Origin of the sequence: Bacillus sp. T3, from assembly GCF_033449965.1 — a bacterium.
In the GTDB taxonomy this organism is placed as follows: Bacteria; Bacillota; Bacilli; order Bacillales; family Cytobacillaceae; genus Bacillus_BU.
The window spans coordinates 3,942,178-3,958,946 of record NZ_CP137761.1 but is presented as its reverse complement, the minus strand read 5'-3'; the positions used below and the strand labels follow the sequence as shown (position 1 = coordinate 3,958,946).

Below are 16,769 nucleotides of genomic sequence, written 5' to 3'. Positions count from 1 at the left end.
GGGAGAATGAGATTATCTGGAAAAGTGGCAATTATAACAGGGGCTGCAAATGGCTTAGGGTTAGCTGCGGCAGAAATTTTTGCAAGAGAAGGGGCTAGTGTAGCGATTGCTGATTATAATGAAGAGCAAGGAACAGCACGTGCTAGGGAACTTGCAGAAAAAGGTTACCGGGTTGCTTTTTTCCAAGTAAATGTGGCGGATCAGGATAGTGTGAACTTAATGGTAAAAAATGTCATCGATACATTCGGGAAAATTGACATTTTAGTCAATAATGCTGGAATTACAAAAGATGCTATGCTCAAGAAAATGACACTCGAAAATTTCCAAAGGGTAATTGATGTGAATTTAACAGGTGTGTTCCTCTGTACGCATGCTGTTATTCCGACGATGACAGAACAGGGGAGCGGAAAAATTATCAACACCTCGTCTGTTTCGGGTGTGTACGGAAATATCGGGCAAACAAACTATGCAGCCGCAAAGGCTGGCGTGGTCGGGATGACCAAAACCTGGGCGAAGGAATTAGGACGGAAAGGAATTACTGTCAATGCTGTAGCTCCAGGATTTATCGAGACGAATATGACAGCAGCTGTACCTGAAAAAATCCTTGAGCAATTAAAGGCCACCATTCCCCTTGGTCATTTGGGCAAGCCTGAGGATATTGCCAATGCTTATTTATACTTAGCTTCTGATGAAGCAAAATATGTAAATGGAACAGTCTTACACGTTGATGGCGGGATCATGATGTAATAATAGTAAAAACAAGAAAAGGACCCTGCTAGAAAGTAGGGTCCTAAACCTATTTTAGCTATTTTTGTGAAACTAAATCTGCAATAACGATATAGCGTTGCGGTGCGTCACCAATAAAGCCAAAAGGGTAACAGGTGGTTAAGGTTAACGTGCTTTTCGGTTTTGGTACGATAACGGTCCGATCATGTTGTTCGACAATTCTAACCCTCTTTATTTTATATAAGAATTGGCCATATTCCGTTTCGACAATCAGCTCATCGTTCACTCCGACTTTACCAAGGCCCCGAAATACCGTATCCCTGTGTCCGGACAATACAGAATTATTTTGCTCTCCAGGAAGTACTGTTTTTTCAATATGTCCCACCCCTTGCTTCAGAATATCCGAAGTGGTTCCCTCAAAGATGGGTAGGGAGCGGTTTAATTTTGGAATCGTTAGTATGCCTATTTCTTCACCTAACTTCGGGTGCTTTCGTGGTACTATTTTTTTCTTTACCGCAATGGTTTTCGTTTGAAAGTCAGTTACACTAATTTTCGGTGTTGATGAGGCAGAGATTCCTTTATATAGCCAATAAGAATTATAGGTTAACATGGTGGCGCCAACCAAAATTAAAAGTATAGATAAAGCTTTTTTCCACATTTTTCTCACGCTCTGGCTTGTTTTTTAGAAAAACAATAAAAGATGAAGCCGGAAACTAAGAGTAATATCCCGATCATTATGTTTAAAGTAAATGGAGAAGCGGTGTTAGGTAATTTGTTATTGTGTAATTCTTTCGTCAGTTCACCAGCCATATCGCCAACGTCGACTAAGTCTTCACTGGTATCGACTATGGAATCAGAACCAAGCATATCCTCTGATAGTTGCATGTCTAACAGCATGTTTCCTTCTAAATCATACAGTTCAATCAAGAGCTTCTTCCCGTTTAATGTTTCCAATTTCATTAACTCGGTATAGCTAATTGGAGTTGCGCTACCGTCAGTTAAGTAAAAATTAGCTTTTAGATGATAAGCAGCGAGCAATTCCTCCCATGTATTAAGCAATACTTGCTGTTGTTCGTCGGTGAGCTGTGCTGGATCCTCAATTTCCATAAATGGCTCTAATTTTGCCATTATACGTTCCATTTCCTCTTCAAGTGTTAGCTCATCTAGTGATGTAAGATAAGTGAAAAGCCGATCGACCTCTTCATCTGTCAGTCCTATTTGCGCAAGAATTTCCTCAACATCAGCCATTTCCTCATCATGGTTTAAATAAAAATCAACTGCAACATCTAAATCTTCAATAAAATGGTAATCATTTAAGGATTCGCCAAACTCTCCTAATAATGCCTCAAGCTGCTCATGCGATAAACCATAATTTTGTAAAAGCTCGTTCAGATTGTCTTCCGTAATCGGGGTACCTAACATAGCTTGTAAATCTTCAAGTGTTTCAAAGTCAGCTAAGGTTAATTCATAATAGGCTAAATAGTCTTGCAGTTCTTCAATTGTCCAGTTCATTTGCGATAGGATCGGTTGAATCTCTTCCTGGGTGATAGCTGCTGAAACGTACGGTGTTGAAAGCGGGAAGAAAAATAGTATCGCTAATAATGCATGAGTAACAATTTTCATGTGATTTCCCTCCAATAATGGATTGTTAAGCATGAAAATTATTATTTGGTTTGGAGGGAAAATTATGCAGAATAAATAACAACAGTTGCCATATTTTATTTGAATTTGACCATGTATGTATTTAAGGATTTTGTATAAATAAAAAAGGTGACACCCCGAAAAAACTCGGATATGTCACCTTTGGGTATGTTAATAATATGTTTTTTCGTTATATTCCTCCATAAGTCCGAGGCACATTCCAAAACCGAATACAACCATAGAGGCAATCATGACCCCGATTCCAGCCGCTGAGATGAGATAAGGTTTTGTGAAAACGGTTACAAAAATTCCGGCGATAAAAAGAGCAATCCCAAATACAATTCCATAAAGTGATGCCTTCTTAAAATTTTCTAAGGTTTTTACATAGTTATTCTTAATCACGGTGAATCAACCTCCCTTATACTGAATATTCTATCAATTGTCACAAAATTGTCAAACTTTTTTTGTGCGAGCGGTTGTTTTTTAATAAATTTAAATGAACCTAAAAAAGGCCCAATTCATTTGAATTGGACCATAAAGACTGATTCTAATCTTATCCCACTTGTTCTTCCAACGTGTCTTTTTGCTTATTTCTTTTATGAAGCCCTTTCCCAAAATAGAAGGCGACCAGTATTCCTAACCAAAGCGGTCCAACGATTAACGCAATTCTAGTATCTGGGAAATAAGCCATTAATCCAGCTACTAACAACAAAAAGGCAAGGGAGATATAAGAGGTAAGCGGATAAAGAGGCATCTTGTATTTTAGCGCATTTGTTTCTGCCTTCGTTAGTCCTTTACGGTAACGTAGTTGTGATAGTAAAATCATTGCCCATGTCCAAATGGCGCCGAAGGTTGAAATTGCAGTTACCCATGTAAATACCTTTGCTGGAACAAAGTAATTAAGGACAACCCCGATTAATAGGGCACCTGCTGTAGCTAGAACGGCAAAGCTAGGAACACCATTTTTGTTTAATTTACTATAAGCAGGTGGCGCTTCCCCATGTTGTGCAAGGTTGAATAGCATGCGCGCCGTGCTGAAGATACCGCCGTTACAAGAGGAGAGCGCAGCCGTTAAAACAACAAAGTTGATAATTCCGGCTGCTGCAGGAATACCAAGCTTATCAAAAGTTAGAACAAATGGACTTCCTTTTAAACCAATCTCAGTCCATGGATAGATAGACATAATAACAAATAATGCCCCCACATAGAAAAGAAGAATACGCCAGAATACTGTATCAATCGCTTTCGCTAATGTTTTTTCAGGGTTTTTAACCTCTCCTGCTGTAATTCCAATCATTTCAATTCCGAGAAAAGCGAACATAACCATTTGCAACGACATTAATACACCTTTAATGCCATTTGGTAGAAATCCGCCATGCTCCCATATATTACTGATTCCTGTAGCTATTCCACCATTTCCAAATCCAAATACAATCATTCCAAGACCAACTACAATCATAAAGACAATCGTTACGATTTTGATTAACGCAAACCAGAATTCAAGTTCACCATAGGCTTTAACAGCAAGGAAATTAACAGCAACCATAATGACTAATGCGACAAGGGCCCAAATCCAACGTGGGACATTCGGGAACCAATACTCCATATAAATCCCAGCTGCAGTAATTTCAGCCATGCATGTAACAACCCATAAAAACCAATAATTCCAGCCTGTTATGTAGCCTGCAAGTGGGCCTAAATAGTCTCTAGCGTACTGACTGAAAGAGCCTGCAACTGGTTTTTGAATGGCCATCTCACCTAATGCCCTCATAATAAAAAACATGATCATTCCAGCAAAAGCATATCCTAGAATAATTCCTGGTCCTGCTAGTTTAATAGCTGAAGCGGAACCAAGGAAAAGGCCAACTCCAATTGCCGCACCTAATGACATTAGGGTGATATGTCGTGGCTCTAATCCCCTTTGCAGCTGATTCGTGTTTGATTGTTGCTGTGATTGCATTTGTTCTACCCCCATTCTTTTAAATAACAGAAAAAACATATTTTTGTTAACGCTTACAAAATTGTTTTGCTAAACTATTTACAACTTTGTGATATAAATTTAACATATATGTGAACAATTTTTTTTGTGAAATAATAAAAATATAGCTTGAGTATTTTGTTATTTATGACAAATAAGTTATTCATTTCACAAAATAAAATGATGAAAACTACTTACATCCGTGTTATTAAGAAAGGTTTGGTAGCCATATATGATAAAGGACCCTTTTCGTGCCAGCTTTGATAGTTTAGAAGAATTTGCTGATGTTGTAAGTGAGGCTTTGCATTGTCCCATAACGATTGAAGATGCCAATCATCGACTTTTAGCATATAGTACACATGACGAACGAACGGATCCTGCAAGGATTTCCACGATAATTGGCCGACGGGTACCTGAAAAAGTCATTAACAATCTGTGGAAGGAAGGAATTATCCCATCCTTACTAAACAGCCGTGAACCCATCCGCATTAAAACGATGGGGGAGATTGGACTAGGTGATCGAGTCGCAGTTTCAATTTGGAAAAATGAAGAAGTCCTTGGATTTATATGGGCAATTGAGATTGATCGTACATTACAGGATGAAGATATGGAATTGCTCAAACGTGCTGCAAGTGCAACAAAAAATAAACTACTCCAGCTCCAGCAACGAAAAAATAAGAGAGAAGAGCGTTATCAAGAATTTTTTTGGCAGCTCTTAACCTGGACACCTTCATGCGAATGAAGAGATCATTACCCAATTTCAAATAATGCAAATCGCCCCGCCGTCTAACTATGCCATTTGTGTCTTGCAATTTCCAAATGAAATAACTAGAGAGGTAGAAAAGCAAATATCCTATCTTTTAAAAACAATACAACAGCCTAAAATATTACTGTATACGATTGACCATTCCCAATTAATCTTGTTTATTTCACTCGATCAGCTAGAACAACCGTTGCGGTTGCTCGAACAATTTTGCTTGCTTTTTGTTGATAAAATGAAGGAGCGCTTTGGGATAATGTCGATTACACAGGGCTTTAGTGGTGTATATCAAGACTACCAACGCATCGAAAAAGCCTACCGGGAAGCATTGACCGTTATCTCGATTAAAGGGAAGTTTCCTTCTGAAGCAGGCGGTATTCATAGCTATCAAAGTTTAGGAATTTACCAATATATCGATGTCTTATTAGAAAAAAAGAAAAAGAATTCTACGAAAATTATGCCCTGCAAAGACTTCATGAATATGATGCTCGTTATCATTGTAATCTCGTTGAAACGTTAGAGGTGTATTTAAACAAAGATAGTAATGTTAATGAAGCGGCAAAGGCGTTAAATGTTCATGCCAATACATTAAATTATCGATTGAAACGAATTTCGGAAATTGGTGAGATAAATTTAAAGGATGCTAATCAAAAGTTTACCCTGTATTTAGACTTAAAGCTTGAACGATTTGGGTAAGTAAACAAAGTACATGCTAAACTGTGTTTGTGTAATTTCACAAAAATCCATTCTATCTTTCTCCAAACTCAACAAACAAAAATAATTGAGAATCTTTTATTCTTAAATCACAAAGAAACACAAACAAGTTTTTAAGGGGGAAGGTAGAAATGATTATTGGCGTTCCTAAAGAAATTAAAAACAATGAAAATAGAGTGGCACTTACGCCAGCAGGTGTTGTATCGTTCATCAGCTCCTGGTCATAAAGTGTTAATTGAAAAAGATGCAGGAATTGGAAGCGGTTTCTCAGATGAGGATTACGCAGGTGCAGGAGCAGAAATAATTGAGAATGCTTCAGATGTATGGGCCAACGCTGAGATGATCATGAAAGTTAAGGAACCTTTAGAAAGTGAGTACCAATATTTCCGTCCAGGATTACTGTTGTTTACTTATCTACACTTAGCCGCAGAGCCATTTTTAGCAAAAGCATTAAAGGAGAGCGGTGTGATTGCCGTTGCTTACGAAACGGTTTCAGTTAATCGTACTTTACCGCTACTGACTCCAATGAGTGAGGTTGCAGGACGAATGGCAGCGCAAATTGGAGCGCAATTCTTACAAAAATCAAACGGTGGTAAGGGAATCCTGTTAGCGGGTGTGCCTGGGGTAAACCGAGGTAAAGTAACCATAATTGGCGGAGGAATTGTTGGAACAAATGCGGCAAAAATGGCGATTGGTTTAGGCGCTGATGTTACAATTATTGACTTAAGTGCAGACCGTCTTCGTCAATTAGATGATATTTTTGGTAATCAAATTAAAACTTTGATGTCCAACCCGTTCAATATTGCTGAAGCCGTAGCAGAAGCAGACCTAGTGATTGGGGCTGTGTTAATACCAGGAGCAAAAGCACCAAAGCTTGTGACCGAAGCAATGGTAAAAGCGATGAAGCCTGGCTCTGTAATCGTAGACGTTGCGATTGACCAAGGTGGAATTGTTGAAACCAGTGACCATGTAACAACTCATGACAATCCGACGTTTGAAAAGTATGGGGTGGTTCATTACTCAGTTGCGAACATGCCTGGTGCCGTTCCAAGAACCTCCACGATTGCTTTAACAAATGTGACCGTTCCATATGCATTGCAAATCGCGAACAAAGGAATCGTAAAAGCAATCCAAGATAATGCAGCACTAAGATTAGGTGTCAATGTTGCAAATGGTGAAATTACGTATGAAGCGGTTGCGAAGGATCTTTGTTATGATTATGTGATGGTAGAAACCGCATTAGAAAACAAGCTAGTTATGAATTAAATTGAATAGTGTCCCTCAAGCTGAAAACTTGAGGGATTTTTCATATCTATTTTTTAGGGTGGGGGAAGAGGTATGAGGGAACAAAGCTATCGTGATACTTGGGCAGAGATTTCACTTGATGCGATTAAACATAATACAAGTCATTTTAAAAACTATATCAATTCAAATGTTAAATTAATGGGGGTTGTTAAGGCAGACGGCTACGGTCATGGCGCTGTTCCAATCGCCAAGGCCATTCTAGCAGCAGGGGCAGATTACTTGGCTGTTGCAATATTAGATGAGGCATTAGAGTTGAGAGATGCAGGAATTCAAGCGCCAATTCTTGTATTAGGCTTTACACCAAACCGTTCGATTAAAGATGCGATTAAAGCGGATGTTGATTTAACTGTGTTTTCGGAAACGATGTTGAACGAGATTATTTTTTATGCTGAGCAGTTAAGAAAATCGGTATGTATTCATATAAAGGTAGATACAGGGATGTCGAGAATAGGGGTTCAAACAGCTGATGAAGCACTTCGGCTTGCCGAAATAGCAAAATCTAGCATCTACATTAGGTTAAAGGGGCTGTTTACTCATTTTGCTAGAGCAGATGATGAAGACCCGACCTATACATATACACAATATCAAAAGTTTCAAAATGTAATTTCTCATCTAGAAAATCACCAAATTGAGATTCCGTTAAAGCATTGCTGCAATAGTGCTGGAACAATGAAATTTCCTGAAATGCATCTAGATATGGTTCGGGTCGGCATCTCATTGTATGGACTATATCCTGACCAAACGTTAACTTCTCATTCCATCCCACTTCAACAGGCGATGACATTAAAAACGACAATCGTAGCATTAAAAATTGTACCAGCACATCGGTCCATTAGTTATGGAGGTACAAAAATCCCTACCCAAGCGACAAAGATTGCGACATTACCAATTGGTTATGCTGATGGGCTTTCAAGATTACTCTCTAATCGAGGTACCTTTCTTCTGAATGGACATAAAGTGGTGGTTGCTGGTAGAGTTTGCATGGACCAAACCATGATTGAAATACCCGATACGCTTCAATGCAAAGAGGGTGATGTCGTCACGATTTTTGGTGTTAATGAGAATGCGTTCTTATCTGTAGAAGAGATGGCACGCCTGATGGGAACAATCAATTATGAGGTAGTCTGTCAAATTAGTAAAAGAGTGCCTCGGAGCTATGTTAGGCAGGACACAATGATCTTGTATGCTTTAACATAACACTATAGAGGACCTAGCACATTGTGTAACTCACCTGTAACTTTCTTTTTTTATGATAAGGTTGTATTAGTATTCAATGTTGATTTGTTGCACTATGTTGATTGGAGCGGAAGGTGCTCGACTCCTGCGGGAGTAGCGGGACAGGTGAGACCCCGCAGGCGTAAAACGCCGAGGAGGCTCACCGCCCGCCCCGCGGAAAGCGAGCACCTGAAGCGGAAATCAACATACTAATTTAACAGAGCCGAAGATAAAAGTAATAAAGAAGAGGGAGAGATCACAATGGGGTGGGAGATTGATTGGATTGGAAACAGAGCAAGATTAACACCGGATCGTGTCGCAATCATTGATGCTGACCAAAATAGATCCTTCACATATGAGAAAATAAATGAACGTGCACAAGCGGTTGCCTCATGGTTAATCAGCAATGGCGTCCAAAAAGGCGACCGAATTGCACTGCTTTCCCCTAATCACATTGCTTACTTTGACTTATTGTTTGCTTGTACAAAAGTGGGGGCTATCTTTGTACCGCTAAATTGGCGACTTTCTAGCGAGGAAATAAATACTATACTGCAAGATTGTGAACCTACATTGATTGGATACCATACGAAATTTTGTAATACAATTGGAAGTCTAGAGGTTGAAAAAAAGAAGCTGTTTACGGTCAACACTTCGGATTTTGAAGAGATGATAGAACAAAAAGGGAAATGGACTGAAGCGGTTCAGGTTTGTGAGGAAGATGCCAGTATGATTATTTATACGGGCGGAACTACAGGGAAACCAAAAGGGGTTGTACTTGCCCATCGTTCAATTATGTGCAATGCAATAAATACGGTATTAAGCTGGAATTTAATGGATAGTGATTGTACATTAACAAGTATGCCACTGTTCCATACCTGGGGCCTAAATATTTTGTCCATTCCGTTATTGCATATAGGTGGAAAGGTTGTCATCACAGAAGTGTTCAATCCTGTAAAATCAATTGAATATATAAACCAGTATCGATGCACAATCATAATATTTGTTCCAACGATGTACCATATGCTATTTCAAACAGAGGAATTTCAAAAAAGTACATTTCCTTCCATGCGATTATTTCTTTCAGGGGGAGCGCCTTGTCCGCTGGAAGTTTATGATATGTTTGCTCACAAAGGAATTGCTTTTAAAGAAGGATATGGATTAACAGAGGCCGGTCCGAATAATTTTTATATTGATCCGCAGGTTGCAAATGTTAAACGAGGCTCTGTCGGCAAGCCAATGCTGCTAAATACGATAAAGCTTTTGACTGAGGATGGACGTCAGGCAGGTGCACATGAAGTTGGAGAAATTGTCATTAAAGGAAAACACGTTTTTTCGAGTTATTGGAACAATAAAGAAGCAACAGAGGAAGTGCTAAAGGAAGGCTGGCTATATACAGGAGATTTAGGAAAGAAAGATGAAAGCGGCTTCTTTTATATTGTTGGCCGGAAAAAGGATATGATCATAACTGGAGGAGAAAATGTCTTTCCGCTAGAGGTGGAGCACTGGCTGGAATCACATCCAGCTATTTCAGAAGCAGCGGTAATTGGGCTACCTGATGATAAGTGGGGTGAAGTGGTCATTGCTTTTGTTGTGGTTAACGGGCAACCTGTTCAACAGGCCGAATTAAAGAGCTTTTGTGAAACGAAGCTTGGAAGATATAAGATTCCACGTCATTTTATGTTTGTGGAAGAACTGCCGAAAACCCATGTAGGCAAAATTGATAAAAAGCGATTAAAAGAATTGGGTCTGCAAACATTAGAGGCAAATTAATAACCAATAAAGGGGATGGCACAAAGGTTTAACTACTTTGTGTCATCCCCTTTTAGGATTATTCAGACTAGTTTTGAAAATATGAAATAGTATAATCGAAGTATAATACATCAGGATATGGAAATATTTAGTTTGTAAGAAAAATGAAGGGAGCTCAGATGATGGAAGATAATCTTTACGAAAAATTAGGTGGGGAAGAGGCAATTTCAAAGGTAGTAGACTATTTTTATAATGAACTAGTCCTAAAGGATGAGAAGGTTAATTCATTTTTTGAACATACGGATATGGAAAAGCAGCGCCGCCATCAATCAAAGTTTATTAGCTTTGCACTAGGTGGGCCGAATCAATACTCCTGGACAATCAATGGCTAAAGCACATGAAGGAATGAATCTTCAACCGGACCATTTTAATGCAATTGCTAACCATTTGCATGATGCTTTGGCCCATTATGGTGTCAGCGAGGCAGATATTGACAAAGCCTTAACAAAGGTAGCTTCATTAAAAGATGATATATTGTTCAAATAAAATTCAATGGTATCTCTATCTTTATTAAACGACCAGAATCCGTTTCATGGTCGTTTTTTTGTGCCCTATTCAACAACCAGAGATAACCTGAATAATCTTAATAAACAGTTAACAGAATATTAAAATTTAAAGCGTTGACAGGCTGTGTGAAAGAATGTTATCCTTTTGTTAGAAAAGCTAACACGAAACGTAAGTAGATGTGATGTTTATTTCAACGGAATATTTGTTTTTATTGTCGTTTAATAAACGACACGTTTGGATTTGTTAGGTATCCTGACATCATTCTTGTTTATTCGACAAAAAACATAGCTCTAAGTGACATATTCCGATTAAATTGATTGGTATACATATTTTGCTTTCTATAGGAGGATTACCATGTTTTCAAAGTACGATTATGCTTCAGGTTTTGATGAAATGTTTAATGAAAAAGGAGGAATCCGCAATCATTATGAACAGGTTCACAACTTGCTAAATAAAATGAACGAAACTGATTTAAAAAACCTTCAATCATCCATGCAAACGTTCATGATGAAACAAGGGGTTACCTTTACATTATATAGTGGCGATGAAGGTGATTCATTGGAACGGACGATCCCTGTCGATATCATTCCAAGAATCATTCCGGCTAATGAATGGTCGATGATAGAAAAGGGAATTAAACAAAGAGTAACAGCAATAAATCAATTTATCCGTGATATTTATCATGAACAGGTGATCCTCCGTGAAGGCATTATTCCTCGAAAAATGGTTGTATCAAATCCTTATTTTCTTACAGAAATGATGGGTGTTGAAGTACCAGGAGATGTGTATATCCCTCTTTCCGGCATCGATTTGATTCGAGATGAATCGGGGCAATATTTTGTGCTAGAAGACAACCTAAGGACGCCTTCAGGTTTGTCCTATATATATAAAAATCGGACATGGATGCTTCGCCTATTTAGAGATTTAATTTTTCAGCATAAGGTTCGTCCAATAAATAATAGTTTGGATTCTTTTCTTTCTATACTTCGAAGTCTTTCTCCTACAAATAAAAAAGATCCAGTCGTCGTGTTATTAACTCCAGGTTGTTATAATTCCGCCTATTTTGAGCATTCATTTTTAGCCCAGCAAATGGGAATTCCGCTAGTTGAGGGTAGGGACCTAAAGGTTATTAATCAAAAGGTATATATGAAAACAATAAAGGGACTACAGCAGGTTGATGTTGTATATCGCCGTGTTGATGATGATTTTCTTGATCCATTATGCTTCCGTTCTGATTCGATGTTAGGTGTGCCTGGAATAATGAATGCGTATCGAGCAGGCAATGTGGCGATTGCGAATGCACCAGGAACGGGGATTGCTGATGATAAAGCGATCTACACATATATTCCTGAGATGATACGGTTCTACTTGAATGAAGAACCTATTTTGAAAAATATACCAACATATGTTTTATCAAGAGAAAAAGATTTAGAGTATGCACTTAGTCATTTACCAGAAATGGTTGTAAAGGAAACCTCATTATCAGGTGGATATGGAATGCTGATTGGTCCTCGGGCAACACGACAGGAAATCGAGGAATTTAGAGCTAAGATTATCCAAACACCAGATAAATATATTGCTCAGCCTACAATTAATTTGTCTAGTGTGCCGTCCCTTGTTGCTAATGGAATTGAAGGTAGACATGTTGACCTAAGACCTTTTGCCTTTATGGGGGATAAAGATGTTGAAGTATTACCTGGGGGATTAACGAGAGTTGCCCTCAAGGAACGAAGTCTTGTAGTGAATTCCTCACAGGGTGGAGGAAGTAAAGATACTTGGGTTTTATACTAATTTAGGAAAGAAGGAAACGGTATGTTAAGCAGAACCGCAGAATCATTTTATTGGATTGGTCGTTATACAGAGAGAATAGATTATACTGCACGTCTGGTTGATGTAAATCTTTACGCTCACCATAGCCTTCAAGATAACGAGAATCATAGCGCTGACCTGCAAAATAGATTGAATCCAGTTCTTAAAGATGTCTCTAATGATAAAAAACGAGAATTCACTTCTGAACCGATAAGAATCGTAAACTATTTCACTTTTGATCGTACAAATGTCAATTCCATTAACAACTGCCTCCAATTGGCTAGGAATAATGTACGTGAAGTAAGACAATACGCAACAAGTCGGATGTGGGATAGTATTAATGCCTTTTATATGTGGTTCCAGGAGCAAAAGGTGGAATTAGACCGAGTAAAGCAGCCGTTTTTATTATTTGACCGAGTTCGTAGCGAGGTTTCTTTATTCCAGTCCATTGCTAACCGCTCGATGCTTCATGAGGTGGAGTGGGGATACATGCAAGCTGGTGTCCTATTGGAGCGTTCGGAAAATTCGATTCGAATGATTCAGCTATTCCTTTCTTCTATTATAGAAAAGAAGGGGAAGCTTCCTGTTTATGATGCAAATCTTCTTAATACTTTATTAGAAAGTATCGATGGTTTTGAAGCATTTCGCAGAACCCATGGACAAAATTTAACGCTGGAACGGGTCTTAGAATTTCTTCTGCTAAATTCTGTTTTTCCTGGCTCTGTCTATTTCTCGTTGTATGAATTAGAGGAGCACTTGAAAAATATGAAAATTGAATTTCAATTGGATGGACTTTCTAAAGTTATCCGGACGATTAATCGCTTAAGAGCTTTAATTTTTCAAAGCCTTGATTTATCTGGTAAATCGATGGAGCAGCATAAGGACTTTCTTGAAAGCGTTCAAGCAGGCTGCGATCAAATTGGACAAGATATTGTGAAAAGTCTCGTATTTGATCGTGAAGGAGACTTATCAGAAAACTTACCCAGGAAGCTGGCTGAATTGGTATGAAATTGGAAATCGTCCATCAAACAAGCTATACCTACGAGGAGCCTGTAGGGTACAGTGTCAATGAAATTAGGCTGACTCCAAGAACGGATTTCAGGCAATCATGTGTCAACCATTCAATCATCACAGTTCCGGGGGCTGAGCTTTTTTCCTATCAAGATTACTTTGGGAACGTGGCGCATGCGTTTACTGTAGATAAGCCACATCGCAAGCTCATCATAACTTCCCATTCGATCGTGGATACACATGAAACAGATCGAAATGATTATCACTTGTTACCTGTGAAAAAGGAGAAGCAAATCTTAAAGAGTGACCACTTTCAAAACACCTTTGCTGAATATTTATCTGGAACTCCCTATACCATGATTACGGATGATATTAAAAGTTACGCAAAGACACTCCCTGACCTTGATTCGTCAGGGAGTGTCTATCAATTATTAAGAGAAATAACAGAAACAATTTATTCCTCTTTTATTTATGATCCAAATGCCACACATGTTAATACAACAGTGGATGAGACATTAAAGTTAAAAAGAGGAGTTTGTCAGGATTTTGCCCATTTAATGAGTGCTATATGTCGAGTAAGGGATATCCCAGCTCGTTATATTAGTGGTTATCATTTTATTGGTGACCTTCAAGGTGGCCACGCCGACTATGATCAAGCATCACATGCTTGGATTGAAGCATACGTACCAGGTATTGGTTGGGTTGGCTTTGATCCAACCAATAATGGTTTAATTGATTGGCGTTATGTAAAAGTGTGTCACGGCCGTGATTACCGCGATATTGTTCCGGTTAAAGGGATTTATATAGGGGCCGCTAAACAAACGATGGCAGTAGATGTTGATGTAAAAGTTGTCCAAGAAGAACAAGCAAAAGAATAATTTGTTTCTAAAGACAGGAGAGAAAAGCTCCTGTTTTTTGTGTTGTATGGGGGAGTGTGACAGAAATATGGCGTTGGCTAATAGATCTGCGAAATCCGCTAATAGAATTACAAAATTAGCTAATAGAATCACAAAATTAACTAATAGAACCACATTCTATCATAAAGATTCGACTTAAATTTCTAAAATATCAGAAAATACTACACAAAGGAATGAAAAAGATATACAAAAGTGTGCACTATTTGTATAATGATAAATGATATTGAAATAAGATTGGTATAAACAGGTGCGAATGTCTTAGAAATTTAGATTTCGCTTAATAGGGAAGTTGGAAAAGCCAACGCGGTCCCGCCACTGTAAATGGGAGCAACCTTTACCAAGCCACTGTCAAGTATGATGGGAAGGCAGAGGGAGCAATGATCATGAGCCAGGAAACCTGCCTGTTTTCTACACCACAAACCTACGTGGATAGGAGGGTGTTAAGACAGGAATATTGTTTATTTCTGCTTAACTAGCCACAAACCTCCTCCTACAACAACTAGGAGGTTTTTTTAATGCCATTTTTTATACGAAATGAAAGGGAGAGTTGGGAATATGAAGATTAATAGGACATCAAAGCTGCTTCTAGTATTATTTATGTTATTTTCATTGGTAGCAGGCGCGTTCCAAGCACCTGTTGCTGCAGCAGCAGAAGAAAATGGAGCATATGTTACCGTTATTGGAGAAAATAACGAAGTGCTAGTGAACGAGAAAAGAGTAGAGCTTAGTGAACAATCATCTGCATTAGATATTTTGACTAAAGCTGTTGATGGTGATGTAGTTACTTCTGATCAAGATTTGGGAAAATCACTTGATGCAATCAAAGGGTTAGCAAAAAAAGATACATTTTATTGGGCATTTTATGTGAATCAATTTTTTTCAAGTACTAGTTCAGAAAACTATACTGCACAAAATGGGGATCATTTGACATTCCGATATGAGGATTGGGAAAAGGCTTCAAACAGTGCCACAATTAAAGTTATTGGCAAAAACGATGAAACACTAGCTAAAACCGCCTATCCCGTCTCATATTTAGGAGAAGCGACAGCATTACAATTTTTACAAAATACAATTGGCAAAGAAAATGTTGGCTTTGATGACAATAGATTTTTAAAGATTAATGGTATTCAGGCGGAAGGAACCTATTACTGGGCTTTTTATGTAAATGACGAATACGCTCAAACAGGAGCAGATACTCATATTTTACAGCCTAATAACAAAATAACCTTTAAATACGAATCATGGGAGCAGCCATCTGAAGAAGAGCCAGGCGAGGAACCAAGCGAAGAACCGGTTGATGAAGAACAAACTCCTGCTAAACCAATTCCAGCCGAAGTCCTTCAAAACGCGGTTAACACAACGCTGAATCTGTTTAAGCCAGAATTTGTTGGCTCTAAAGAAGCCGTTGTATTAAATAAATTGGGAAAGGCCATTCCAGCCGATTATTTAGCCAATGTTACGCAGACAGTCATTGATAAGAAAGGCTATTTTAGAAATATTACCGATGTTGAGGGTCATGTTTTAGGAATCGTTGCTGCGGGTGGAGACCCAACAAATGTAGCGGGCTATAATTTAATTTCTTCTATTTATAATGGTGATGTGTCAAAGCCAGGCTTTAATGGAGTTGCCTATGCTTTAATCGCTCTTGATAGTAAGAAATTTGAAATTCCAGCATCTGCAACATGGACAAGAGAGAAATTAGTTAACTACTTAATTGAAAATCAAGATGAGGATGGCAGCTGGAAGGGTGCGGATGCGGATGTTGATATTACAGCGATGGTATTACAGTCACTAGCGCCTTATCAGGATCAGCCAGCAGTCAGTGAAGCAATCGCTAAAGGTGTGGAAAATTTATCGACTGTTTATCGTTCAGGAGATATCGACAACAGTAACACGACTGCACAAGTAATAATTGCATTATCTGCCTTAGGGATCGATCCAAATGGAGTAGATTTTACAAAGGATGGAGTTAGTGTTCTTGCTTATTTATTAACGTTCCAAACAACTGACGGCTTTGCTTGGAAGCACGGATTAGAAACGGATATGCTTGCTACAAGCCAAAGTCTTCAGGCATTAGTAGCTTATCAGCTTTACGTTGAGGGAAAAGGCTCATTATTTGATTTATCTGTGACACCAACATCAAGTAATCCTGTAACACCAAGTTCACCTGAGACAGTGCAACCAACAACAGCTGCACCTAGCAATGATAATAATACAGAAACAGCCATTGCTAGTTCTCAAAATGGGAAGGCACTTCCGAATACAGCGACGAATTCTTACAACACCCTAGCATTAGGATTACTGATTATCCTAGTCGGTGTGGGAGCGTTAGTCTTAGCAAAAAGAAGACAGGCGTAAAGAGAATGAGTGATTATTT

11 protein-coding genes, 3 pseudogenes and 1 riboswitch are annotated in these 16,769 nt (G+C 38.6%); of the genes and pseudogenes, 10 read left to right on the top strand and 4 right to left on the bottom strand.

Annotated features, from left to right (window positions below; translation table 11 throughout):
* Positions 1-6 precede the first annotated feature (6 nt).
* Positions 7-747, top strand: a complete 741-nt coding sequence (gene fabG / locus RGF10_RS20215) for a 3-oxoacyl-ACP reductase FabG (RefSeq protein WP_318505271.1) — start codon at positions 7-9, stop codon at positions 745-747.
* Between the two features lie 58 nt (positions 748-805).
* Here the strand turns inward: fabG and RGF10_RS20210 are convergent, their stop codons facing one another.
* The 4 genes from RGF10_RS20210 to RGF10_RS20195 all read right to left on the bottom strand — a co-directional run bounded on the left by RGF10_RS20210 (position 806) and on the right by RGF10_RS20195 (position 4,327).
* A complete protein-coding gene (locus tag RGF10_RS20210) occupies positions 806-1,336 on the bottom strand; it encodes a class D sortase (RefSeq protein ID WP_318505269.1) in 531 nt (176 codons plus the stop codon).
* A 53-nt stretch (positions 1,337-1,389) separates the two neighbouring features.
* Complete coding sequence (locus RGF10_RS20205; RefSeq protein WP_318505267.1) at positions 1,390-2,349, bottom strand: processed acidic surface protein; 960 nt, start codon at positions 2,347-2,349, stop codon at positions 1,390-1,392.
* Between the two features lie 189 nt (positions 2,350-2,538).
* Positions 2,539-2,769: an MFS transporter gene (locus RGF10_RS20200; RefSeq protein WP_318505264.1), complete on the bottom strand. Its 231-nt coding sequence runs from the start codon at positions 2,767-2,769 to the stop codon at positions 2,539-2,541.
* A 151-nt stretch (positions 2,770-2,920) separates the two neighbouring features.
* The gene (locus tag RGF10_RS20195) at positions 2,921-4,327 is read right to left on the bottom strand and encodes an amino acid permease (RefSeq protein ID WP_318505262.1); all 1,407 of its coding nucleotides are present in this window, start codon (positions 4,325-4,327) and stop codon (positions 2,921-2,923) included.
* Between the two features lie 250 nt (positions 4,328-4,577).
* Here RGF10_RS20195 and RGF10_RS20190 point away from each other — a divergent pair.
* The 9 genes and pseudogenes from RGF10_RS20190 (at position 4,578) to RGF10_RS20150 (ending at position 16,750) form a co-directional block, all read left to right on the top strand.
* Positions 4,578-5,801, top strand: a pseudogene (locus RGF10_RS20190) (PucR family transcriptional regulator).
* A 149-nt stretch (positions 5,802-5,950) separates the two neighbouring features.
* Positions 5,951-7,085, top strand: a pseudogene (gene ald / locus RGF10_RS20185) (alanine dehydrogenase).
* Between the two features lie 72 nt (positions 7,086-7,157).
* Complete coding sequence (gene alr, locus RGF10_RS20180; protein ID WP_318505261.1) at positions 7,158-8,321, top strand: alanine racemase; 1,164 nt, start codon at positions 7,158-7,160, stop codon at positions 8,319-8,321.
* A 279-nt stretch (positions 8,322-8,600) separates the two neighbouring features.
* Entirely contained in the window at positions 8,601-10,109 is a 1,509-nt protein-coding gene (locus RGF10_RS20175; protein ID WP_318505259.1) for a class I adenylate-forming enzyme family protein, read from the top strand.
* 161 nt (positions 10,110-10,270) lie between these two features.
* Positions 10,271-10,634 (top strand): annotated as a pseudogene (locus RGF10_RS20170) (group I truncated hemoglobin).
* 375 nt (positions 10,635-11,009) lie between these two features.
* Entirely contained in the window at positions 11,010-12,446 is a 1,437-nt protein-coding gene (locus RGF10_RS20165) for a circularly permuted type 2 ATP-grasp protein (protein WP_318505257.1), read from the top strand.
* A gap of 21 nt (positions 12,447-12,467) precedes the next feature.
* Positions 12,468-13,472, top strand: a complete 1,005-nt coding sequence (locus RGF10_RS20160; RefSeq protein WP_318505255.1) for an alpha-E domain-containing protein — start codon at positions 12,468-12,470, stop codon at positions 13,470-13,472.
* A complete protein-coding gene (locus RGF10_RS20155; RefSeq protein WP_318505252.1) occupies positions 13,469-14,353 on the top strand; it encodes a transglutaminase family protein in 885 nt (294 codons plus the stop codon). Before RGF10_RS20160 ends, RGF10_RS20155 begins: the two co-directional genes overlap by 4 nt.
* Before the next feature lie 267 nt (positions 14,354-14,620).
* Positions 14,621-14,812, top strand: a riboswitch (cobalamin riboswitch).
* 135 nt (positions 14,813-14,947) lie between these two features.
* The gene (locus tag RGF10_RS20150) at positions 14,948-16,750 is read left to right on the top strand and encodes a DUF4430 domain-containing protein (protein ID WP_318505249.1); all 1,803 of its coding nucleotides are present in this window, start codon (positions 14,948-14,950) and stop codon (positions 16,748-16,750) included.
* Positions 16,751-16,769 lie beyond the last annotated feature (19 nt).